20 protein-coding genes are annotated in these 23611 nt (G+C 39.5%); 6 read left to right on the plus strand and 14 right to left on the minus strand.

Annotated elements, in window-relative coordinates:
• Positions 1 to 113 precede the first annotated feature (113 nt).
• The 5 genes from H8S40_RS10070 (at position 114) to H8S40_RS10090 (ending at position 4774) form a co-directional block, all read left to right on the plus strand.
• Entirely contained in the window at positions 114 to 2012 is a 1899-nt protein-coding gene (locus H8S40_RS10070) for a BglG family transcription antiterminator (RefSeq protein WP_186865187.1), read from the plus strand.
• Positions 2013 to 2112: 100 nt separating this feature from the next.
• Positions 2113 to 2445, plus strand: coding sequence for a PTS sugar transporter subunit IIA (locus H8S40_RS10075; RefSeq protein ID WP_118723944.1), 333 nt, complete (start codon positions 2113 to 2115; stop codon positions 2443 to 2445).
• A gap of 30 nt (positions 2446 to 2475) precedes the next feature.
• Positions 2476 to 2799: a PTS sugar transporter subunit IIB gene (locus H8S40_RS10080; protein ID WP_118723945.1), complete on the plus strand. Its 324-nt coding sequence runs from the start codon at positions 2476 to 2478 to the stop codon at positions 2797 to 2799.
• 20 nt (positions 2800 to 2819) lie between these two features.
• Positions 2820 to 4166 (plus strand): PTS sugar transporter subunit IIC, encoded by a 1347-nt coding sequence (locus tag H8S40_RS10085; protein WP_118723946.1) that lies wholly within the window; start codon positions 2820 to 2822, stop codon positions 4164 to 4166.
• Positions 4160 to 4774: an AAA family ATPase gene (locus H8S40_RS10090; protein ID WP_118723947.1), complete on the plus strand. Its 615-nt coding sequence runs from the start codon at positions 4160 to 4162 to the stop codon at positions 4772 to 4774. Before H8S40_RS10085 ends, H8S40_RS10090 begins: the two co-directional genes overlap by 7 nt.
• Positions 4775 to 4818: 44 nt before the next feature.
• On the opposite strand, the gene H8S40_RS10095 is transcribed toward H8S40_RS10090, so the two are convergent.
• The 9 genes from H8S40_RS10095 to H8S40_RS10135 all read right to left on the minus strand — a co-directional run bounded on the left by H8S40_RS10095 (position 4819) and on the right by H8S40_RS10135 (position 15177).
• Positions 4819 to 5865 carry an FUSC family protein gene (locus H8S40_RS10095; RefSeq protein ID WP_186865188.1) on the minus strand — a complete coding sequence of 349 codons (1047 nt, stop codon included), beginning with the start codon at positions 5863 to 5865 and terminating at the stop codon, positions 4819 to 4821.
• Between the two features lie 158 nt (positions 5866 to 6023).
• Entirely contained in the window at positions 6024 to 7061 is a 1038-nt protein-coding gene (locus H8S40_RS10100) for a transglutaminase domain-containing protein (RefSeq protein WP_186865189.1), read from the minus strand.
• Positions 7062 to 7091: 30 nt separating this feature from the next.
• Complete coding sequence (locus H8S40_RS10105) at positions 7092 to 8003, minus strand: magnesium transporter CorA family protein (protein WP_186865190.1); 912 nt, start codon at positions 8001 to 8003, stop codon at positions 7092 to 7094.
• A gap of 262 nt (positions 8004 to 8265) precedes the next feature.
• Entirely contained in the window at positions 8266 to 8898 is a 633-nt protein-coding gene (locus H8S40_RS10110; protein ID WP_022074808.1) for a cytidylate kinase-like family protein, read from the minus strand.
• Positions 8899 to 9047: 149 nt separating this feature from the next.
• A complete protein-coding gene (locus H8S40_RS10115) occupies positions 9048 to 10244 on the minus strand; it encodes a Y-family DNA polymerase (protein ID WP_186865191.1) in 1197 nt (398 codons plus the stop codon).
• A 75-nt stretch (positions 10245 to 10319) separates the two neighbouring features.
• Positions 10320 to 11045, minus strand: coding sequence for a class B sortase (gene srtB, locus H8S40_RS10120; RefSeq protein WP_207723259.1), 726 nt, complete (start codon positions 11043 to 11045; stop codon positions 10320 to 10322).
• A 23-nt stretch (positions 11046 to 11068) separates the two neighbouring features.
• A complete protein-coding gene (locus H8S40_RS10125; RefSeq protein WP_186865193.1) occupies positions 11069 to 12199 on the minus strand; it encodes a DUF7601 domain-containing protein in 1131 nt (376 codons plus the stop codon).
• A 29-nt stretch (positions 12200 to 12228) separates the two neighbouring features.
• Positions 12229 to 12714: a signal peptidase I gene (gene lepB / locus H8S40_RS10130; RefSeq protein ID WP_186865194.1), complete on the minus strand. Its 486-nt coding sequence runs from the start codon at positions 12712 to 12714 to the stop codon at positions 12229 to 12231.
• Positions 12715 to 15177, minus strand: a complete 2463-nt coding sequence (locus H8S40_RS10135; RefSeq protein WP_186865195.1) for a DUF7604 domain-containing protein — start codon at positions 15175 to 15177, stop codon at positions 12715 to 12717. It lies immediately after the preceding gene.
• Between the two features lie 364 nt (positions 15178 to 15541).
• On the opposite strand from H8S40_RS10135, the gene H8S40_RS10140 reads away from it, so the two are divergent.
• Entirely contained in the window at positions 15542 to 17422 is a 1881-nt protein-coding gene (locus tag H8S40_RS10140; RefSeq protein WP_186865196.1) for a bifunctional metallophosphatase/5'-nucleotidase, read from the plus strand.
• Between the two features lie 115 nt (positions 17423 to 17537).
• Here the strand turns inward: H8S40_RS10140 and H8S40_RS10145 are convergent, their stop codons facing one another.
• The 5 genes from H8S40_RS10145 to H8S40_RS10165 form a co-directional block, all read right to left on the minus strand.
• On the minus strand, positions 17538 to 18293 hold the full coding sequence (locus tag H8S40_RS10145) for an AAA family ATPase (protein ID WP_186865197.1): 756 nt from the start codon (positions 18291 to 18293) through the stop codon (positions 17538 to 17540).
• A gap of 148 nt (positions 18294 to 18441) precedes the next feature.
• A complete protein-coding gene (locus tag H8S40_RS10150) occupies positions 18442 to 21087 on the minus strand; it encodes an ABC transporter permease (protein WP_186865198.1) in 2646 nt (881 codons plus the stop codon).
• Positions 21088 to 21102: 15 nt separating this feature from the next.
• Positions 21103 to 21774: an ABC transporter ATP-binding protein gene (locus tag H8S40_RS10155; protein WP_118723956.1), complete on the minus strand. Its 672-nt coding sequence runs from the start codon at positions 21772 to 21774 to the stop codon at positions 21103 to 21105.
• A gap of 135 nt (positions 21775 to 21909) precedes the next feature.
• Positions 21910 to 22809, minus strand: coding sequence for a sensor histidine kinase (locus tag H8S40_RS10160; protein ID WP_186865199.1), 900 nt, complete (start codon positions 22807 to 22809; stop codon positions 21910 to 21912).
• A complete protein-coding gene (locus tag H8S40_RS10165) occupies positions 22802 to 23479 on the minus strand; it encodes a response regulator transcription factor (RefSeq protein ID WP_186865200.1) in 678 nt (225 codons plus the stop codon). The genes H8S40_RS10160 and H8S40_RS10165 overlap by 8 nt, the downstream gene beginning before the upstream one ends.
• Positions 23480 to 23611: the final 132 nt, after the last annotated feature.

Here is a 23611-nt window from a genome sequence, read left to right on the forward strand (position 1 = left end):
TACCATAAATCTAAAGGAGATATTTTATTTTCACTACAAAAATGCTACATCTATACTTTTGTGGTATTTTACATCACTCATAAAAATATTTTTCCAATGAAAGGAGAAAGATAATGCTGACCCCGCGACAAAATATAATTATTTCTACTATGTATCGTCAACAAGACTGGATTACAGGAAAAGATTTGGCCAGACTTCTAAATGTATCTGATCGTACAATACGCAATGATATTGCCGCCATTAATCATTTTTATGAAGATACAGTAATTGTGTCTAATTTAAAGAAGGGATATTGTGTCCAGGACGATAAATTAAAAAAACTGATTCACCCAACTGACAAACAACTTCCAGAAACGATAGAAGAACGTAAGCTATTTATTTTAAAAAAACTGTTGACAAGCAAACAACCAATTAACTTATATGAATTGGCATCAGAAATGTTTGTTTCAGAATTTTCTTTAGAAAATGACATAAATAAAATCCGCAAACTATTGAAAAAATATCCAGGGTTAAAAATTAACAAGCATAATAATACTATAAAGCTTTCCGGAGACGAGTATACGAAACGACAACTCTATAAAGAATTGATTTTATCGAATATAAACGGTAACATTTTAAACTTGAATAAAATTGCAGAAAAATTTTCAAATTTTGATCTTCTGAAAGTCAAAGATATACTAAAAAATATTTTTTCAGAGAATCAGTATGAAATCAACGAAATACAAATTCCATCAATGGTAATTCATATTGGTGTCGTTTTAGAAAGAAATCTTTCCTACCACTTTTTAGCGAACACAGAATGTAGCAACACTATTCATGAAACAAAAGAATACAAGATTTCTAAACAATTCTTCGAAAAAATTTCTTCCACATTAATATTGAAAATAACAGAAGCAGAAATTTTAGATTTTGCATTATACTTAAAGCGTGGAAAAAAGAAAGGATATGGTGAAAAAGAACGATTAGAAGAAATTGCATCAGAACTGGTCCAGCATATCACAGATGAGATCAAAGAATATTTTGATATAGATTTTAGTGAAGACCGCGAATTTCGGCTTGGCCTGGAATTACATATTAATTCGTTACTGAGAAGACATTATGAAAAAATAGAAATTGACAATACTTGTTTGGAAGAAGTGAAAAGAAAATATTCATTTATTTTTGAAATGGGTGTATGGGTGTGCAAAATCATTGAAGAACGTTTGAAAATAACAATTAGTGAAAATGAAATTTCTTTTATTGCCCTTCACATCGGCTCAGCCTATGAAAGAGCAAATTTAAAGAAAAAATACAAATGTATCCTGATTTGTCCTCACAACAAGCTGATATCTGACCTATGTATACAAAAAATAGTGAATCGCTTTGGTGAACGAATGGAAATTGTAAATTGTATGAGTTATTTTGAAGAAATAGATATACTGAAAAATAATCCTGATTTTATTCTTACGACACAGCCTTTATCACATACTTTAGAAATCATGACATCAGAAATATCCATGTTTTTTGATTACAAAGATGAATCCGTTGTGTTTCAATTATTAAATCGTCTGGATCAGATTCGATATAAAAACAATTTTCAATTTTTCATTTTAAATTTAATCCGCAAAGAGATTTTCACTGTAAACCTAGATGAAGACCAGCCTGAAGAGATTATATCCTCTATGTGTGATAACCTTTATTTGCGTGGATATGTAAAAGAAGGCTTTAAAGAAAGTGTTTTAAAACGAGAATCACTTTCATCAACATCTTTTTTTCATGGGTTTGCATTACCTCACAATATGTCGAATCAATTTACAATTCACTCGGCAATCGGAACTGCAATTTTAAAAAAACCCGTCAAATGGGGACAATATGATGTTAGATTTGTTTTATTACTGGCAATAACAGAGGAAAACCGCAACTTTTTAAAGATTTTTTTTGATTGGCTGGATGGTGTGGTTACTAATCCCGAAAAATTTTCAAAGCTTTTAGAAGTCCAGGACTATAAAGGTTTTGTCGATACATTACTATAAAAATAAATAGAACTTTCCTTTCCTAATACTAGGAAGAAACTTTGAAAGAATTAAAAAAAATATCCGTTATACTTTAGTTAAAAGCAAAGGAGGTGTAAACATGGAGGGACTTGAACTTGTCTGTTTTCAGCTTATTACTTTTGCAGGTGAAGCAAAAAGTGCCTATATGAATGCAATTCAAAAGGCAAAGCTGGGATGTTATGAAGAGGCAGAAAATCTGATTCAAGAAGGAAATGCGGCTTTTTTGAATGCACATAAGGTTCATGCAGAACTGATTCAAAAAGAAGCAGCTGAAGAAGAAACTATAGTACCTAATATTTTGTTGATTCATGCAGAAGATCAGTTAATGGGAACTGAAACATGTAAAATTATGGTTGGTGAGCTAATTGATGCATACAAACGTATCGATGCATTAGAGAAAAAATCAATATAAACCATGCAGTATGAGGGAAAGGAAAATAGGATGAAAAAAGTATATTTATTTTGTAGTGCCGGAATGTCAACAAGCATGTTAGCAGCAAAAATGCAGGATGTTGCTAATTCACATGGAGTAGATATGGAAGTAGCCGCATTTCCACACGAACAAATTAGCGAAATCGTTGCAACTAAACAGCCTGATTGTATTTTACTTGGCCCACAGGTGAAGTATTTATATGATGAAACTGTTAAAAATTTTGAAAAAACAGGAATTCCGATTGCAGTAATTGATTCTACAGACTATGGAATGATGAACGGAGAAAAAGTATTAAAATCGGCAATTAAAATGATAAGAGCAGCTGAAAAATAAGAAAGAGAAGGTAAATACTCATGAAAAAATTTATGGATATTCTGGAAAAATATTTATCTCCGTTGGGAGCCAAGCTTGGAAAACAAAGACATTTACAGGCACTGTCTAATGGTATGATGATGACATTACCCTTGCTTGTAATCGGATCTATTTTTATGATCTTAAATAATCCCCCGATTAATTTGGAAACGGTGGACATGAATACAACAAATGTATTTATTCGTTTCTTGATCAACTGGAAACAGTGGGCGCTTGCAAATAGTGAATGGATTCTTGCGCCATATAATATGACATTCGGAATGCTCGGATTGATGACAGCATTTTCTGTAGCATATTGTCTGGCAAAAAGCTATAAGATGAATGCCGCAGTAAACGGAATTATGTCTATGTCCGTTTTCCTTCTTGTATGTTCAAAAGTAGTACAGGTTCCAGTTGGAGAAGAGATGACAATCCCAGCAATTACATCTCAATATCTGACAAGTGATGGTTTATTTGTCGCTTTGATTCTGAGTTTTCTGTGTGTAGAAATTAACCGTATGGTAGACAAGCTTGGAATAAAAGTAAAATTTCCATCTTCCGTCCCAAGTATGGTTGGTACTTTTGTAAACTCACTCCTTCCACTTTTTATTGATATTGTAGTTATATATGGAGTTAATTTATTACTGATTTCAAGTATCGGAAAAACAATTCCGGAAGCTATCATGGCACTCCTTACACCTGCAATTGACGTTGGAAACAACATTTGGGTTTATGCCGGAATTATCATGTTCTCGAATATTTTATGGTTCTTCGGAATTAATGGTACATCCGTTGTATTTTCAATTGTATTTATGATTGGTCTTGCAGGAACAGGAGCAAATGCTGCACTTGTAGTAAAAGGTTTAGAGCCAACTAATCCAATGAACCTTCAGTTATTCCGCTATGCAATGCTCGGTGGCGCAGGCGGAACATTAGGATTGATTTTACTTATGTGGAAATCAAAATCTGCAAAATTAAAATCTCTTGCAAGAATCTCAATTGTACCTGGTATCTGCTCAATCAACGAACCAATTACATTTGGAGTTCCTATGGCATTTAACCCGATTCTTGCAATTCCATATATTTTAACACCTTCCATTTGCGTGGTACTCGGATATTATGCCCAGGTACTCGGATTAATCAGACCTGGTTATATTGCTGATCCATCATTTATTCCATTTTTCGTACAAGCATGGATGTCTGGAATGGATTTCAGAAATGTGATTTTTATGTTCTTATGTATTGCGTTAAGTGTAGTATTTTACTATCCGTTTTTCAAAATATATGAGAAACAGCTGGTTGAAGAAGAATTAAAAGAAACAAAAGAGGAGGATGATTTCGAATGGTAAAAAAAACAATGTATGATCCGTGGCAATCAATTAAAACAAGAAATGGTTATGCTGGAGATGAGGTGATTTCAGCATTACAGAAAAGTATTAGACGTGCAAATGAGGAAGATGCCTGTAAATTTGCATATGAATTATATATCACCTCCCCAGAGATGGAAGAAAAGATGTGGAGACGCCTGCTTACAATCTCTGTAGAAGACATTGGGATGGGGAATCCGATGGCTGCTGTAGTAGTAAACAATTTATTCCAAATGAGAAAAGAATTTGCTTATTCAGATGGTGACCGACCAATTTATTTTATTCATGCAATCCGCTATCTTGTACAGTCTAAAAAAGACAGATCTAGTGATTTGTTAAAAAACATTTGTATCAAAGGATTTGCTATGGGAGAACTTCCTGAGATTCCAGATGTAGCACTTGATAAACATACTCGCCGTGGACAGGAAATGGGCAGAGATTCTTTCCACTTCCTTCATGAAGCAAGTAAAGTAATCCCTCAGGCAGAAGTCGACAATGATTATAAAGAACGCTATGAAGAAATGTTAAAGCGTTATGATCCTGAGAATGTATCGCCGACAGCTTTCACATTCAACGGATGGCAATTTTAAAAATCAAATGGCAAGGTGAATATGCTCACCTTGCCATTTGTATTTTAAACAGCAACTGCTTGTTTCTTCCCGATTCGTGCCAGCAGCTGATTACAAGCCACTGTATATACCGCACCGAATACATTTGCACCAATACGAAGTGCTACGGCAGCAGGCATTCCGAACATTCCTGCTGCAATAGACAGTGCTCCAAATGTGTTAAATACGGTCTGCCATGCATATCCTGCTGAGTAGCCGACTCCAATCCCGCCTATCACTCCGATATACGGATACATAGATTCTGGCAATACAAGATATAACACGATAAAAATCAAGCTTCCTACTATATTATATATACCTCTTAATTTTGCGCGTTCTTTTGCATCTTCCGTAAATGGCATGCACACTGACATACATGCAATTCCTGCCCACATTGCTCTTGGTAAGCCAAGAAGTGTCATAATCAACATTGCTGATGATACAATCAGTGTCAGTCGGATATACCATCTGCTTCTTGCTGAGAAACGATCAAATTCACGAAACAAATCCAGAAACGTTCTGCGATATGGTCTGTTTTTCTGGTTTTTGTAAAATATTGCCATACAGCCTATCATTCCGACAACTAATCCAATCACACGAAGTCTGTACGACTGTCCACTTACATCATATCCAAACAATAATAAGTATCCCAATACAAAGGTTGAATGATTTGACATGATCACATTATGGCATCCCAAAATCATTAATAATAGAATACAGATTATATTTACACCAAATGCTATAACTGGCGGCAATATATTTGCTAATCTTGGTCCTATCATTAATATCACAAAAATGCCTCCAATACTGAGAATGCCATGACTTGTCCGAATTCCGAAATCTGCCTGACGAAGGACAAGTACTGCCAGTAATATGGTTACTCCCGCCACACTGTTATCCGAACCGAATATCTGGCTGAATATTGTTACAAATGCAAAACAAAATGCCATTACAAGATATACTTTAAAGTTGTAGATTAGTATGTGACGACGCTTTTCTTTTTTGTCTTGTGTGTTTTTGATCAATTGTTTTGAGCCTACAGAGCTTAACTGTAATTCCTGATAAAATGTCATGAGGTACCCTTCCTTTCACTTTTTTATGTTAACTGCATCGTCTTTTGTGAATGCAATTATTTTTGATATAGCGAAGAGGTACTATACACGAAAAATGCCTTTTAGTCAAGACATTTTTTTGAAACCTTTAAACATACAAAATATCTATACAGCTTTGCTCATCTACAATCGATCCGTTCACCTTCATTTGCATCTTCCATCGTAATCTCTGCCATAACTATTTCCTCTGCAAAGGTAAATCTTAGCACTGCCTGTGTCCAGTTCAAACTGATTTTTGCCTTTTTCTGCTTTTCTTCTCCGGCTTTCTGGATTATGTCTATTAGTTCATCTAAGACTTCTTTTGTTAAATATCCGCCACGCCAGTGCATCGTAAATATTTTTCCTTTTTTTGCAGTCTGTAATGCTCTTTTATATACATCTTCTTTTTTTGTAAAAGAAAGTTTCTTTTCTTTATAATAGAAATGTTCTCCGTCTTCACATTTTGGTACAGATACGAGAACTGGTTCATGATCACGAAAAATCTGTTTATCACTTAGGTTGAAATAATCGTATCGAATTTCGGAACCAAAAGTTTCTTCTTTTCCCAGCGTATTGTCAAAGGTTGCATCAAGATGATAGTATTTCCCATTGATTTTCACAATATTCCAGGTATGACGATATTTAATTCCTTTTTCAGGATTATTTCCACAAATTGCAATAATACACCAGACACCTAATGCATCACACAACACTTTTACCGCTTTTGCAATACCTTCGCAAACTCCGACTCCTTGACCTAATGGTCCGATGATTTCATGGGAATATGATTTTTTTAATTTATCGTATCGTACATTTTCACAGATAAAATCATGCACATACTTTTCTTTTTCCCATTCGGAATAGTTTGTAGCCGGTCTTGATAGTTTTTCTACGCGGGCTTTCATTGCTTTTTGATGTTCTTTGATTTTGTTTTTATCAAATAAATATTCCGGGATAAAAATTAAATTGGAAGAATCTATATAATGTTTATATTTGAATCCACTTGCCCAGAATATTTCCGGATGATCGAGACGAAGTTGGAAGAATACATCGTATAATTCATTTCCTTCCAGATAAGGTATTTTAATTTCATCTGCCAATGAAGTCAGTCCTTGCATAAGAGAATGATATACGATTTGTTTTTGCTTATTCATCTTGCTGTAATAGTATGGTTCCATGCTTCTATTCCTTGTTTTTTAATACTCTTTTTAAATGATTTTTTTCTTTTTAAAGAAATGCAGACTGACTACAACAACTACAACACTTAACACGCACACGCTGTAGTATCCGCTTTTAAGTCCGGGCATATCGTAAAAGTTCATTCCGAACCATCCTGTAATGAGGGTCAATGGAAAGAATATTGTTGATATCACTGTTAAGAACTGCATATTATTATTCTGTCTTGCTGCAATCTGTGACTGATAAGCTTCTTTTACCTGTTGTGCATATTCCAGTAAATGCTGTGTCTTACTCATCAGGCGGTCGGCACGGTCTGTCAATGTACCGAAATATTTTAAATGACGTTCAAGGAAAATGCCATTTTCATTTTCTTCAAGCTCTTTTCCCAGGTCCATGATTTCATCGTAATAGCTTCTTAAATTTAAAAGTTCTCTGCGGATTGGCATCATTTCATTTTCAAAGCTTTCTACTTCATCGCGGGTCACTTCTTCCTCCATCTGTAGGAGACGGCGTTCATATGCAATCAGTATTTCCAGATCTCTGCTCATAAACTCTGCAAAAAAATTATAAATAAAACGTTCTTTTGTATCTGCCTGTCTTGCTTTTTTCTTTTGGATCCGCTGTATCAATTTATATGCAAATGCATCATCGTCTACAATTACAACATTAAGCTGATTAACAAAAAAATACATTCTATATTTGTTTCCCAACACATCCAGAAGTTTTGGTATACACAAGGTTCCTACCATACATTCATGTTGGTTTTCTACTTTACAAAAACCAATCTTAGCAAGCTTGATTTCATTATCATATACAATCCCTGCTTTTTTCAGGGTTTCTTCTGCATGTGCAGAATCTGTCAAAAAAACCGCAGCCGGTCTTTCTTTTTCCCAGGTTTCATTTTCAATGGGAACTAAACGTTCTCCTATTTTATAAATCACCGGAGTCACCTTCTCTCTTGTTTTTACCAGAACAAAGAATGTGCCTTGCCACATTCTTGTGCCTGCGGCGGTCGCTCGCGACACCTACATTATACGCCGCAGTGTGCATCCTTAGCGGAGCGTTTTTATATTAGGAAAGCACTTTCCTAATATAAAATATTATCTCATACTTTGCCTGTTTTGGGAAGTCAATTAGAAAAGACAGCCAACTTGACTGTCTTCTCCAAAATGTATTTCTATAAAGAATGGTGAACAACAACTATTATGCTTCCCATTTTTTGTAGATTCCTTCTAATGCATCTACAACTCCGTCAATTCCCATAAGACTTGAATTGAACATCATTTGATGTGCTTCTATGCTTCCCCATTCACGATCTGTATGTTCTTCATAGTATGATTTTCTTGTGCGGTCTACACGTTTGATTTTTTCCCATGCTTTTTTCTCATTCAAATCATACAGTTTCATGATTCTTCGGATACGATCTTCTTTATATGCGTAGATAAATGTATTAATGCAATTTGAGTAATCACCTAATATGTAATCTGCACATCGTCCCACAAATATACACGGACTTTGTTCTGCGAGTTTTTCGATTAATTTGGACTGCATCTCAAATATCTGTTCTGATAATGGCTGTTCATATTCTGTCCCGTTCATAAAGAGTATATATGCTCCTGAGCCTGTGCCGGATACTGCGGAAGCCATGTATCTTCCAAGAATTGTTTCATCTACTTCCTGGGCTTTTTGGGGATCAATCTTCAGTTCTTGTGCCGCCATACGGATTAGGTTGTAATCATAAAGTGGAATTCCAAGTCGTTCTGATAATCGATTCCCGATTTCATGTCCGCCACTTCCAAATTGTCTGCCGATTGTAATAATTGTGTTGTTCGTCATAATTGTCACTCCCATCTGCTCGTATTATTGTATTTCACATTTTAAATACACGTTGATTATATACAGATATTATAACGTAATTCCATTGTTTTTTCTATCAATTTTCACATTATTTCTATTTCAAATTTCATCAGCACTTCTATTTTGACTTATTTCATCTCACTTGCTTTCATCACTGCACTATCTCCAAATTTTTTTCTGATTTCTTCCATTGCTTTATTGAGCTTCTGATGTTTTTCATCTGGTTTTTCCGGCATTTTGATATCGAATATAGATAGTTGCTCTGGTTCCGACGCATCGACCAGTTTTGCTGTCCTGATTCCAAGAAGCCGCACAGGCTCTCCGTTCCATGATTCTAAAAATAACTGACATGCAGCATCATATATTTCTTCTTCTTTGTCTGTCGGTTTTGAAAGCTGTCTTTGATGCGACATTGTTTGAAAGTTGTGATATTTTACTTCCATACTGATCATCATTGCTTTCTGACCGGCTTTTTTTAACCTGCCTCCAACACTTTGTGCAAGGCTTTTGAATACTTTTTGAACTTCGTCATAAGTTGCCACATCTTCTGAAAGCGTCATTGAATTTCCGATTCCTTTTGCCTCTGATGGTTTTGATCGTACTTGCGAATCATCAATTCCATTTGCGAAGTTCCATAACATACGGCCATGACTTTTCAAATGAAGTTCAATCAATGCCGGATCTGCTTTTGCCAAATCTCCAATCGTATTGATTTCCAGTTTTTTCATTGTATCCACGCTTGATTTTCCTGCCATAAACAATTCATTTATCGGCAAAGGCCACATTTTCAATGGAATTTCTTCTGGAAATAATGTATGTACTTTATCAGGCTTTTCGAAATCGGATGCCATCTTTGCCAGAAGTTTATTTGAGGAAATACCAATGTTTACGGTGAAACCAAATTTGTTTTTTACTCCATCTTTTATTTCACACGCTGCTGCCACCGGCGATGCAAATTTATCTGCGATTTTCGTAAAGTCCATATAACATTCGTCCACACTGACCTGCTCGATTTCTGTTGTGTATGTCCTAAGATAATCCATCAACTGACGGCTTTTTTCCCGATACATCTTGTGATTGGGAGCTGCTGTTACGAGATTTGGGCACTTACGAAAGGCATTCGCCACCGGTTCCCCTGTACGAATGCCATATTTTTTTGCAGAAATGGACTTGGCAAGTACAATTCCGTGACGGGATTTTTGATCACCGCCGATAATCGCAGGTATTGTACGCAAGTCTACTTCTGCTCCATTTTTCAATTGTTCTACTGCTGTCCAACTCAAGTATGCTGAATTTACATCAATATGAAATATGATCGTCGCCATGCCTTCCTCCCAGTGTTTTGATAAGGCTATCATTACACACTTTTATATAGCCGTCAAGGTTGGCATAATGTCTTTCTAGTTATCTACATCCATTATTTTCCCAATAAGAATATCTCTCCCGTTTGTCTCTCCAGATGTACAGGTGCTAAGCACAAGCAAGTGTTCGGAAGATGTCACCACGCATTTCCTTTTTTGTATTGCATATTGATCAATATACTCCAACAATGCTGTTTTTTCGTCTTCCTCTTTCACCTCCGGATTATAAATTGTGTAATCATAAGCATCTGTTTCAAGAAATGCGAAAAATTCTATTTTTTGGTATTCTCCTCCATAATACAGCTTTCCCCAGCGGTGATTTTGAAAATATTTTTTCCCCGAGAAATATTCCAGCTCTCCAAACATTTTTTCTTTTGCCATATGATGTCCATATATAATGTTATTAAAATCCAAAAAATCCGGATGATTTCGGCAGTCTAAAAAGAGGCTCCCCGACAATGAAGCATTTCCTTTTGCATCCGTATTTACATACTTTGAATTATCTGTCCCTTGTGTCAACGGGTAATTGATATTCGTGTCCTCAACCTCCAGCCAGCCAATCACTTCCGGATTCATTTTTACAAGTTCTTCAAACGACTCCTGTTTTTTCGGATTATAAACAGAATAGCTTGTAGCAGATGCATTTTCATAAATCTGCTGTGTGTCCCACCACGTATAACAGGCATAAAGGAGCAGAATCAGTCCGATCACACCTGCTATGCAATTTAATATTTTGTCTACAATCTCAAATACATAATTTTCCAACTGCATTCGTCTTTACATTTTCATTATTTTTCTTTTTTAAATCTTTTTACAAATGTTCCCATTGCCAGAAGCACTGCTGCAGCTCCGATCAGAATTGTAAATGGCAGGTTTTCAAGAATAACACCTGTGATTGGAACATCATCAAACGTGTTTGTAAAGTCTGCGCTATTATTTCCTTCTCCAACAAGATTTGTTGCTCCCGCTTCTGCTGATGACAAACTCTGTCCTTTGACTGCCTTTGTATGTACTGTTTTGTCTCCATTTTCAACTACTTCTACAGAAGGTGTATAATATGCTGTTCCTGTTTCTGTTACGGCATAGCGTGTTCCGGCCGGAATGTTTGTGAATACAATTTTTTCTCCGTCATGAAGTTCAAATGTCTTTGCTTCTCCTGCCTTGAATTCTACTTTTTCATTTCCAATCATTCCTTCATAAGTATCATCCGTTGCTGTACCTGATTTTGTAAATGTTAATGTAAATGCAAAATCTTTTGTTCGGTCTGCATTCTTTCCTGCTGTTGTTTTTGAAATAGTAAGTGAAGCGTTATTTTTAATATAAATGTTTTCAAAATTCATTTCACTCACTTTATCCCCTGCCGTGTTTGAAGCTGTAATTTTTTCAACTTCTGTTCCGCCATTCTCTGTATTAATGACATATACATGCATCGTATATGACTCTGTGGAATATGTCATAACTTCGCTGGAAGCAGTATTATAGGTGTCTGCTGTTTCCTGCACATGATACTGATACTCACCTGCATGTGGAAATTCGCCAAATGTAATCTTGCCTGCTTTGTTGATTTTATAAACTCCTTCTGACAAGTCACCTTTTGAATCTTCTGCACTATAACTTACACTCTCGATTTCTGCCTCTGGTGCGTCTTCAGTAATTTTGTCGGCTGTAAAATGAAATGTCGCTCTTGGAATTGTAATACCTTCGGCAAGCTTTAATTCTTTTGTAATCTGTGCTACTGTTTCCGGCACATTGCTCGCATCACCTGCAACATCATTTACCGAAGGCTGATTTTTCGAGCCATTAACAGCGCCATTTCCTATAAATACATTTGTATCTGCTGCCAATGCGGTTGCTCCAATACAGATTGTCATTGTAGCCACCGTGCATCCTACCATTGATTTCCAATTGTTCCTTTTCATAGTTTTTTACTCCTTTTGACTTACATTTTTTATAATCTGTTTCGCCGAATTAATGTGATGACTTTTCCTAACGTGTCTTTTTTATTTACTGCCCCGTAAATGCGGCTGTCTGTTGCATGTTCTCTCGCATCTTTTAAGAGAAATATTTCTCCTTTTTTTAAGGTGACCGGAAATGAAATTCCTTCGGCATATCGTTCTGTTTTTTCCGGGATGTCAGATTCTTGAACATACATCCCATTGATTTTTAACCCTTCGCCATCTATATCTACAATGTCCCCTTCCACCGCTACGACTCTTCCCACTTGCTTTTTTCCATCTTGTACGATTGCCACCAGATCGTGAAATACATAATTTTTATTCAACTGATAGCTTACAATCAAATCCCCTTGCCGTATGGCCGGCTTCATTTCCTCATCATTATTTTGAAAAATGGAAAAGCAGACACCAAATAACAGCCACAATATTAAAATCAGTACGCCAGCTTTTGTAATCAGAAATATTATTTTTCTTTTCAATTACTTATCCTGCTTTTTATCTTTTTTTCCATAAAACAATTTTGAAATTGCAGCCAATACAAATAGTGCCACTGTTGCAAGAAGGATTCCTGGTATCATATTTGTGCCAAATGTGACTACATTTGTCAGTGGAATATTTTCTTTTTCATTTGTAACATTAATCCTCACATCTTCATTTAATATTCCATCTACTGATTTTTTATGGATTCCATTGAAACTGACCCGGTACCCTTCTGCATCGTTTACTTTTTCTGTTATGTTATAAGATGTTCCAAGTGAAAGCTGCTGAAACTCTATCCCTTGTCCATGAGATAACCAGATTTCTGCAACGCCTTGCTCAAATGTTAATGTTCCGTCTTTTGGAGCCGTGACATTTTCTACATCGTCTAAAATGAATCCTCGATATGAATATGTCCCGTTGATTGGATTTCCTGACGCATCTTTCAATATAATCCGGAATGGGAATTTTTTTGTAATATCCCCCATTTCACCGGTCACTTTTTTGCTGATAGAAAGACTAGGCAGCTTCGTGTTTGTCACTGTAAATCCTCTTGTCGAATCACCGGACACTGCACTGACAAATCCCTCCAAAGCCTGTTCCTTGATCTGATACTGATGATGCTTTGCCACATGTTGAAAATCTGCTCTCCACTGATTGTCTGCATTCAATGTCAACGTTTTGTATGGTGCAAGCTTTCCATCCTGATACAATTCAACTTTTACCGGAACTTGTTCACTCTTTGCTGTGTTTTTCCACTCTTTATTCACCGGAATGGTCAGAGAATTCACCTGGAGTACCGGTTTTTCCACATAATCCACTGTCTCAGCTTTTGCCTCCCCTGTTCCATAAATATACGTCAAGGTTGCCCCGGCGTTTGTGTAAAATCCGGCTTTGCCTGAGCTTGTATCATTATCCCATGCATCACTGTTCATACTCCCCACAACTCCACCATAACTGTCTTCATTTGCCGCATATTCATCATATGCCTTTGCTGTAGGTTTGACATTGAAGCTGACAGCGTAAGTCACATCTTTCTGTAATTTGTAATCTGTTGGAAATGTTGCTGTTACTGTGCGTGTTCCTTCATTGTATGTTACCTGAATATCAACGCCGGATAAATCTACCTCACTTCCGTCACTTGTGGTTGCTTTTACTGTCGGATTAAGATGTTCTGCATTTTCTAGTTCTGCATAGTCACTCAGCGTATCTGTAAGCACTACATTTCTACAAGTATATTCCGTCAGATTTCCCGTAATCTGTTTAAATGCCTCCGCCAACTTATCTGCGTCCGCTGCGGAATAATATTTTTTAGTAGAAGTTGTATTTACTTTTGTCGCCAGTGTACTCAAAAATTTGCTGTCTGCACTATCAGAAAATCCGATAGTGTAAAATTGATCCAAGCCTTTCATCGCAGTTGCTTCATTGTAAGCCGCATTCGCATTGTAATTCTTAGAATCTGTCTTTCCGTTTCCTATCGTATAACCATCGTTGTCATACCTGTACGTTGGAAGTCCGTCCGATAGAAAAATTACAATCTTACGTGCACTGCTATCTGCCTTTGCCAAAGCCTCCTTCGCAGTACGCAAGCCAGCCTGACAGTTTGTTCCGGATTTTTCTTCATTTACACGAATTCCATTTACAATCTGATCTACTTCTGACTTTGTTGTCGCCCATGCTCCATTTACCCAGGTTGCATCATCCCATGGTGAGTTATACCAATAAGAATCCTCTAACCCATAATATGTTACAACTGTCATTCTCGCATCGATTTGATCATTGTTGAAAATGGAATCACTCAAGCCGCCTTTTTCTGTAACTACATCCTGCAGAGCCTTTAATCTTGACTTTTCTCCCATCGGCTCATTCATACTGCCAGATGTATCAACAATAAGAACAACATCGATTTTCGGTTTGTTCAATGTTGAATCATATTTTCCTGTTACATCCAAGGTCAGCGTGTAAGAATCTTCTCCATTGTACTTGATATACTTACGATGCGCCGGTGCCGTATTCTCGTCAGACGATAATACAAGTGCAGAAGGCTTGGCCGTGGTGGTATCAAGCTCTGCATCTTGTGGTGTATCTGTGTTTGTTGTTATAGCAATATCCGGAATTGTCGTTGCATCTGTTTGCGTGGTGGTATCTGATGTGGTTACATCTTCTATTTCAGCTTCTGTCGTGTCTGTATCTGGTATGGTTATATCTTCTGTTAAGTTGGTATCTGTGCTTGTCGTTATCTCTTCTGTTTGCTTTGCGTCTGATGTTACGTCTGCTTCTTCTTCAATTGCATTTGCGTCTGGTGTTACATCTGTTTCTTTTTCAATTGTGTTTTCTTCGACATTAAAATCAGATTGTTCAGCTGCATTAGATACGCTTGTCCAGATTCCTAAAATCATTGTCAGGACAAGTGCATATGCAAGAATTTTCTTCAATATCAAATGTCGTTTTCCTTCTCCTCGCATATTTCTCCCTCCTTCATCACAGTTTGATTGGATTTAAAATCCATAATTCAAGTCGAACATGCTTTGACACATTCTATTAACAGTCCTTGCATAAACCTATAACCGAACTGTTACTATCTTTTATATGCTTGTCCGAAGGGATGTATGTAACATTTTAAGACAAAAATTTTGCGGTTTTTCGTGGATTTTTGACATAATATTGAATTGGTGATATAGAGGGTGCTGGTCACAGTAACAAAATTATGATTATACAATTAGAAAAAATGTGATAATATATGATTATGTAGGTAATTATATTTCTATGGATTTTGAAGGCAATTACGTAAAGACGAAGAAAGAAATAATAAGATGAAGGGACAGTAAGATGAAACAATTGCAAAAACAAAGGAAAAAGATAATGACTTTTTTGCTGACATTTGGGATAGTCTTCGGATTATTGGGAGCAATGCCGGTACATGCACAGGATGAGAATGCATCCGAAAGTACAACATTTGATGTAAAAATCGTACATACCAATGATATTCATGCACGAGTAGAAGAAGATGATTACAATCAAGTGATCGGAATGGACCGGCTAAGCAAAATTGCACAGACATTTACGGCAGGCGCCGACGGTTCATTGATGCTTGATTCCGGAGATATCTTTCACGGACAGCCGATTGCAACACTGGTACAGGGAGAATCGGTAGCTAAACTGATGAAAGCCTGTGGGTATGATGCAATGACCGCCGGAAATCATGATTGGAGCTACGGCAAAGATCGTTTGAAAGAGCTTGGCGGAATTGCCAATGTCAAAATTTTATCCGGAAATATCAAGAATGCAGATGGAACCTCCTTTTTTGATACAGATGCACTTGTAAAGGAGATTACTAAAAATGGGAAAACATTAAAAATCGGTGTGTTTGGTGTAAGTGACCCAAATATGAAAGACAAAACAACTCCATCCAATGTGGAGGGACTGGAATTTCAGGATGCAATAGCTTATGCAAATATGGAAGCTGCCGCATTAAAGGCAGATGGATGTAATGTGGTGATTGCACTGTCACACACGCTTAATCCGAAAAATCTGGCTGCACAGGTGGATGGTGTAGATTTGTGGCTGTGCGGACATGAACATATTGAACTTAGCGACACCGTGACGACACCAAATGGATCAAAGGCTTATGTATCGGAAAGCGGATATTATCTGAATACCGTGGGGCTAATTGATTTGAACTGTACAATGGATGCTGAAGGCAGCGTACATGTAGATTATAATAAGACATCTGTTGATTATGAAGCAGCACAGAACTATCCGAAGGACGCTTCTGTAACAGCCATATTGGATGCGATTAAAGCAGAAAACGAGACAGCACTAAATCGTGTCATCGGTACTTCTCCTGTGGAATTAGATGGTGTCTGGGAGCATATCCGTATTGGGCAGACAAACCTTGGAAATGTCATAACAGATGCATATCTGCTTGCCACAGGTGCCGATATAGCCTTTGAAAATGCCGGTGGCATCCGTGCTTCTGTCGCAGCCGGAACGATTACATACGGAGATGTCATTAATGTCAGCCCTTATGGAAACTATGTGGTGACAAAAAAACTAACCGGTGCACAGATTAAAAATATGCTTGAAACCAGTCTTACCATTCAGAAAAACTGTATTGCCGCAAATGACAGCGGCGAGTGGGATGCCTGGCCAAATGACAGTGGAAGTTATCTGCAGGTTGGCGGAATCACCGTCAGCTTTGATCCAGCACAGCCGGAGGGTTCACGCGTGCTTTCCGTAAAAAAAGATGGGCAGGAGTTGAATAATACAAAAGAATACATCGTAGCAGTTAATAATTATCTAGCAGGTTCTGACAGCTATCCGGCACTTGCCGAGGCAGCGGAAATCGGAGAATATTCTTGTTGTGAGGAGTTACTGATCCGTTTCTTTGAACAAGGTTCCGATGCAATTGCCACAAGTGCATCAAAACAAAATATGATCCAGACAACCAAAGAGTCCACAGAACCGGTACCGCCAACTACACCGGAAACACCTTCTGTACCTGTAACACCAGCTGTCCCGGAGCAACCGGCAAAAGAACAGCCGAAATCCCCAAAAACAGAGGTTAAAAAAGATGATGCAGGCGGAACAAAAGCTTCGGCAAAAAATCCAAAAACGGGCGACGACAATACTCTGCTCTGCTGGATATTGCTTCTGTTACTCAGTGGAAGTGTAGGAAGTATCTGCCTGGTTCAGAAAAATAAAAAGTAAGGTTAAACAGAGGTGTCACAAGTATAACGACACAACTCATTCTAAGCGACTATGTTTTCCTTCTACGCATTGGATAAACCCGATTCCAATTCGAGGGGAGGCATAGTTGCTTCTTTTATGATAATTTCTCTGCCTGTTTCACTTTGCATCGTTTCATATAACATGCAATCCCATATTTTAAAATTTTATTCACTCCGTTCTCCCGGAGTTCTTCATCATATTTCTTTTCCTCTATCTGCTGTAGTGCCCGCTCACAAGCCTGAACTTCCATATCTGTAAAGCCAAAATATTCATCATATCGTTCATCTGTAATGGACAATACTTTCAGGTTATTAAACCCCGTAAAGATACTTTCTTTGGAAATGCGCATGCATCCTGCCATCACTGCAAATTTCAGGCTATTATTCGTTTTTAATGCCTGTTCCAATAAACTACGTATTAAAAAGATCATCTGATCATAATACCCGTTTTCAAATGCTTTTGCTAATGGAACATCATACTCATCAATCAAAAGAACTGCTTTTGTTCCATAATGTTTCTTTAATAATATGGACAACTTTTTCAGACTACTACAAAATACAGCTCCACTCATATTATCATCCAAAAGTTTCTGGTATTCTGATTTGTCATACTCACTCAGTTGTTTGCTTTCTAGAAGAAACTGCATTGTAGCTGCTACTTCTTTCATAATCTGAACTGCAAAATCAAATGCATCTTTATAAGTGGCTGCATTGATTCCTTTCAGGGAAATTGAAATGACCGGATATTTCCCCATATACTCTTCACACAGTTTTGTATCTTTTGAAATTTCCAATCCATCAAAAATACTCTGATCCCGCTCTATGGAAAAAAAGTGTTCAATCTCATTCACACTCCTTCTCTATTAATCATAATATAACAAAGATACGCTCAAAAACCCATACCTAACTTTTTTCATAATTCCCTTAAACAAATTTCTTTTTTAAAAAAAGAACCGCCTCTCGGCCATTATAACCAAGAGGCAGTTTTTTGCTTAACAGTTATTGAGCATCCCTTAATTGCTCTACAACGCTGCATTTCGTTGCGTTGTCATACATCATGCAGGGGATCAGACATCCCAGCAGAAGAAATACCGGAATTGTCAGCAGGACAGGCAGAATGGTGAATCGATACTCAAAGAACCAGAACATACTGCCCAGCATTTTTCCCGCAAGAGGTCCCACTGCCAGCGACAGAATAAAAGCCACCGCTACGGAGGACATTGCGTAAAACAACCCCTCGTAGATCAGCATGGTTTTGAGCTGCCGGTTTGTCATTCCTACAGCCTGAAGCACAGCAAATTCACGGCGGCGGGAAAGAATACCGGTCATCATGGCGTTGAAGAAATTTAAGAGTCCCACCAGCCCGATGATAGCACAGAGGATACCACCTATCAGAAGGAACATCTGCCGGAATTGAGCAAACTCAGAGCGAGCCGTGGCCTTGCTTTCATACATCAAGGGCGAAAACTCACCGGCAGTGAGCTTCGATAGATATTGCTCTGCTTCGGCCTCGTCAACTTCGTCCGCTGTGTCGAACAGGTAGAGCATCGGAATGGCTGCACCACCGCTGTCCCTCTGTGCGGTATCCACAGACAAAACCGCCTCATATCCAATACCATCATAACGATAACTCATGGAAAACGGAAGCTCTACCAAGGCGCAGACCGTGTACTCTACATCTCTGGCTCCACACAGTTTTTCCTGAAGGTACTCCTCCGGTGTATCTTCGGTGCAGAGTTCCCCGGTGCGGCTGTCGATATATTTCACATCGTCCGCATAGGTAGCTGTGATCGTGTCTCCCACCTTGGGGTAGTATTCAGGATTGAGCAGATTACCGTAGTCATCTAAGGAAACCGCAATGGCAATGGCGTTATTGTCCGGCTCCAGCATAGGAGAAATATCTCCGTCGAGCACTTGCAGCTTGTCAAACAGACTGTTATCCAGAGCCTCGATTCTGCTATCTCCCATCACCATATTGCCCCGGTGCTCCATGCGGCTCATATGGCTGTCCACCTGCTCAGCACTTTCGAACAATGCATAGTCCTGCCGCAGAGCATCCTCCGTCATCCACAGATATGCGGGTTTTCGCACAGCATATCCCGTGCCGGAAAGACTGGCCTTTGTGTTTGCTGCGATCTCTCCGATCTGTTCTGGCGTGATGAATTCATCTGCCGGGTTGTAGCGGAAATAGTCGGGCGTGCTGACGATAAAATCGGCGCAGGTCATGCTGGACACATACTTCTCCATGCTGAAGCCGCCCACAAAGGCACACAGCGCATTGAACAGCGTCACCGACAGTGCCAGAGACACCACCACCAGCACCGTCTTTTTCTTGTTGCGTCCCAGATTGGCAAAGGCCATCTGATGGAGCTTTGCCCCCCGGATGCTGCGCTGTTTTTTCTTGGTCTGCATCGCATCCGTATATTTGGTAGCCTCCACCGGAGAGACCTTAGCTGCCATTTTTCCGGGCTTGGAACAGGACAAGAGCACCGTCAACAAGGCGAACAGCATAGAACCAAGGAAGATCACAGGCGATGTGCTGATGGTGGTGATGCCTGCATCCAACCGGGTGGAGCGCAAGACAACAGGAACCAAAACAGCGCCAATGCCGTAGCCCAGCAGCAACCCCGCCGGAATACCGATCAGACAAAGCAGAAGTGCCTGCTGGCGAATGATGCGTTTGAGCTGCCGGGGCGTTGTGCCAATGGTTTTCAGAAGTCCGTAAAACCGGATATCCCCTACAACAGAGATCTGAAAAATGTTATAGATGATAAGATACCCCGTGAAAATCACCAGCAGCAAAAAAGCTGCTATGGCGACCATCAGCTCTGGATCGAGCTGCGACTCCAGCTGGGATGAGGTATATCCCCAATTGACGCCGATCCGGACGCTGTTGGGATCGGTATAGCTGTCCCATGTGTAACCAAGATCGGTATCCACCTGCTCCATCTGCCCTTGAATGTTTGTGCCGGAAACCAGCATGACATTCAAATCGGTGCGGAAAGGCTGTAAACCTGTTTTCACTGCCTGCGCTTCGATGTCATCTGCGTAATCACGGCTGATGTTGATGTAATGAACAGGCATTAGTTCATCATAGTCCCAATAGCCCACCAGCGTAAAGGTATCTGTTACAGTAAAGGCGGTTTGATCCTTGTCCGTAATGGAATAGGAAACCGTGACCTCGGCGCCCAGCTCCGGCGTTACGCCAAGCAGCTGCAACGCTGCCGTATCCATAGCTACCTCTTTGCCGCTTTCGGGCATCCGTCCGGTAGTAGGGGTTGCATAGCTCCATTTAGTGCAGTTGGCATCCATGTAGCTGATCTCTGCCGGTATTTTGGCAAAGACCCCCTCCGCAGTGATACCGATTACCTTCCGTACCCCCGTAGCCTTCACCTTTGGGTGGGCAGCGATGCGTTCCGCCTGCTCGGGGGAAACATCCTTAAAGGTGCCATGCGCATAGCCGCCTACCTGCCGAAACTGGTAGGTTTCATAACTGGCGTTCAACGACAAGACAATGGTGAACATGGACGTAAATAGCAGCGTTGTCAGCGCAATGGCAAAAATGGCGATCAGATTGCGACGACGGTTCGCATAAAGAGATTTTAAGCTGAGTTTTCGAATACATTTTCGATTTTTGACATTCATCGTAGCCACCTCCTGTTAGTTCTGGGAGACGATCCGACCGTCTTCGATACGGATAATGCGGTCTGCCATCTGCGCAATTTCTTCGTTGTGAGTGATCATTACGATTGTCTGGGCGAACTTTTGACTGGTGACTTTCAAAAGGCTCAATACATCCTGGCTGGTTTTGGAATCCAGATTGCCGGTGGGTTCATCTGCCAGAATGATAGCGGGTGCTGCAGCCAGCGCACGGGCAATGGCTACTCGCTGCTGTTGACCGCCTGAGAGCTGATTGGGCAGCGCATCCAGACGATCATCCAGCCCAAGTGTCTGTACAATTTGCTGTACGAAATCCTTATTGACCTTTCCACCATCCAGTTCAATTGGTAGAATGATATTTTCATATACGTTCAGCACCGGAACAAGATTATAGCTCTGAAATACAAAGCCGATTTTCCTGCGGCGGAAGATTGTCAGTGCTTCCTCCTTCAGGGAGAAAATATCCTGTCCATCCACCATGACCGTACCGCTTGTAGGGCGATCCAGTCCGCCCAGCATGTGCAACAGCGTGGATTTGCCGGAGCCGGATGTGCCGACAATTGCAACAAATTCGCCCTTCTTTACACTTAAATCAACTCCATCCAACGCATGAACTGCGTTATTGCCGGAGCCATAAATCTTTTTCAGGTTTTTTGCCTGTAAAACTTCCATAAATGAGTACCTCCATGAAAAAATCTGTATGTATGAAAGGAAATGATCCTTTGATACATACAGATTATCGCATAAGAATCTTTCCACATTCTTTCCGGCGGAAAATGAAATCTAACAGTTTTGATAGAATTGTTGTTATTTCGGCAGAAATATGGAAAACGTACTTCCTTTTTCCGGAACGGAAGCAACCTTGATATAACCGCCCTCGCCGGATATGATCTGTCGGGCAAGGTATAAGCCGATGCCGACCCCTTCTTGTTTCTGCACACTATTTGAACGGTAAAAGCGAGCAAATATCTTCGCTTGCTCACTTTCCGGGATGCCTGAACCGGTATCCGATATATCGATCCTTGCAAACATTTCATAGCTTACGGCAGAAATAGTAATGGTGCCATGCTCTGTATATTTGATGGCGTTGTCTACGATATTAGCCAGCGCTTCCACTGTCCATTTGAAGTCGAATACAGCAAAAGCATCTGTATCCTGCATTTGCAAAGACAATCCTTTTTCCGAAGCCTTGGCAATATATTGTTCTACCACACTTTCAAGCAGCGGCTGCAGCACTGATTGCTGAGGGGAGAGTGAAATGATCCCGTTTTCCAGTCTGGAAAGCTTTACGAGAGAATCGATCAGAAATCGCAGCTTTTCCGATTGTTTGTACAGCGCCTCCACATTTGCCTTCGCCGATGCAGGCAGAGTTTCCTCCATCAAAAGCTCGCTGTATAACAGCAGATTTGCAATCGGCGTTTTCGTCTGGTGGGAAATGTCCGCAATCAAGGTTTTGATTTTGTCTTTTTCCTGCGCTACATTTCGAGAAGATGCTTCTGCGGCAGAAAGATAGTGTGCAAACTTTGTTTCCAAAGCAGACTGCCGGCTTTCATCAAAATTGGTTTCAGAAAAGGAGCCGGTCATGGCAGCGTCCAGCATTCTTTCGATTTCTTCCATCGTTTTTCTGGCCTTTCTCCGCTCCCATAACACAACAGCTGCCGCCGCCAGAAAACACAGCAGTATGATCACAATGCCGGTTTTATTCATCTTTTGTCACCCAGCTATAACCGATTCCATAGACGGTTTTAATATATTTCTGTGCGCCAAGCTTATCCCTCAGTCGCTTGATCGTAACAGACAAAGCATTTTCATCCACATATTCTGCGCCATCTGTCCAGATCCGGTCTACAAGGTCTCCACGGGTCATGGTTCGGCCTCGGTTTTCAACAAGCAGACGCAGTAATTTTTGTTCTGTTTTACTCAATTCCACTTTTGAATCTTCCACATAAAAGGTCATAGCCTCAAAGTCAAAGTGAAATAGATCAATATGGATCGGCGCATTTTTATGGCTTGACGTCTGCTTTCGCAGTTGGGTATTCACCCTTGCACGCAAAACCGAAAGAGAAAAGGGCTTGGTAATGTAATCATCAGCACCTCTCTCCAGTCCGTCTACGATGTCCAGATCGGTGTCGTTGGCAGTCAGCAGAATAACAGGAACTCCGGGCATGTTTTCCTTGACCTCCCGGAGCAGCTCAATCCCACTGCCATCCGGCAGATTGATATCCAACAGGATCAGGGACACACCGCCGCAAAGCAGCTGTTCCTTCGCCGTTTTTAGGTCTTGGCAGGAAATGATCTGCCGAGCATCTGCTTTCAGTGCTTTGCATAACCCTTGATTCAAACCAATATCATCTTCAACAATCAGTAATTGCTCCATATATCTCACTCCCATTTTTTGAAATCTTATAGCTTTGCTATTAATGATAGCTTTCGGAAGGTCCGTAAAGTACCTGTTTTTATCCGAATACTTCCTCCACAGTTCATTCAGCATTTCTTCTACTGCTTCTTC

The organism is Ruminococcus hominis, from assembly GCF_014287355.1.
In the GTDB taxonomy this organism is placed as follows: Bacteria; Bacillota; Clostridia; order Lachnospirales; family Lachnospiraceae; genus Schaedlerella; species Schaedlerella hominis.

What these genes read in the sequence shown, in the direction of transcription:
- H8S40_RS10075 (WP_118723944.1), top strand. Translation starts at nt 2,113, where the DNA reads ATGGAGGGACTTGAACTTGTCTGTTTTCAGCTTATTACTTTTGCAGGT.
- H8S40_RS10135 (WP_186865195.1), bottom strand. Translation starts at nt 15,177, where the DNA reads ATGCGAGGAGAAGGAAAACGACATTTGATATTGAAGAAAATTCTTGCA.
- H8S40_RS10125 (WP_186865193.1), bottom strand. Translation starts at nt 12,199, where the DNA reads ATGAAAAGGAACAATTGGAAATCAATGGTAGGATGCACGGTGGCTACA.
- H8S40_RS10140 (WP_186865196.1), top strand. Translation starts at nt 15,542, where the DNA reads ATGAAACAATTGCAAAAACAAAGGAAAAAGATAATGACTTTTTTGCTG.
- H8S40_RS10115 (WP_186865191.1), bottom strand. Translation starts at nt 10,244, where the DNA reads ATGGCGACGATCATATTTCATATTGATGTAAATTCAGCATACTTGAGT.
- H8S40_RS10150 (WP_186865198.1), bottom strand. Translation starts at nt 21,087, where the DNA reads ATGAATGTCAAAAATCGAAAATGTATTCGAAAACTCAGCTTAAAATCT.
- H8S40_RS10085 (WP_118723946.1), top strand. Translation starts at nt 2,820, where the DNA reads ATGAAAAAATTTATGGATATTCTGGAAAAATATTTATCTCCGTTGGGA.
- H8S40_RS10095 (WP_186865188.1), bottom strand. Translation starts at nt 5,865, where the DNA reads ATGACATTTTATCAGGAATTACAGTTAAGCTCTGTAGGCTCAAAACAA.
- H8S40_RS10100 (WP_186865189.1), bottom strand. Translation starts at nt 7,061, where the DNA reads ATGGAACCATACTATTACAGCAAGATGAATAAGCAAAAACAAATCGTA.
- H8S40_RS10165 (WP_186865200.1), bottom strand. Translation starts at nt 23,479, where the DNA reads ATGGAGCAATTACTGATTGTTGAAGATGATATTGGTTTGAATCAAGGG.
- H8S40_RS10110 (WP_022074808.1), bottom strand. Translation starts at nt 8,898, where the DNA reads ATGACGAACAACACAATTATTACAATCGGCAGACAATTTGGAAGTGGC.
- H8S40_RS10080 (WP_118723945.1), top strand. Translation starts at nt 2,476, where the DNA reads ATGAAAAAAGTATATTTATTTTGTAGTGCCGGAATGTCAACAAGCATG.
- H8S40_RS10160 (WP_186865199.1), bottom strand. Translation starts at nt 22,809, where the DNA reads ATGAATAAAACCGGCATTGTGATCATACTGCTGTGTTTTCTGGCGGCG.
- H8S40_RS10070 (WP_186865187.1), top strand. Translation starts at nt 114, where the DNA reads ATGCTGACCCCGCGACAAAATATAATTATTTCTACTATGTATCGTCAA.
- H8S40_RS10155 (WP_118723956.1), bottom strand. Translation starts at nt 21,774, where the DNA reads ATGGAAGTTTTACAGGCAAAAAACCTGAAAAAGATTTATGGCTCCGGC.
- H8S40_RS10090 (WP_118723947.1), top strand. Translation starts at nt 4,160, where the DNA reads ATGGTAAAAAAAACAATGTATGATCCGTGGCAATCAATTAAAACAAGA.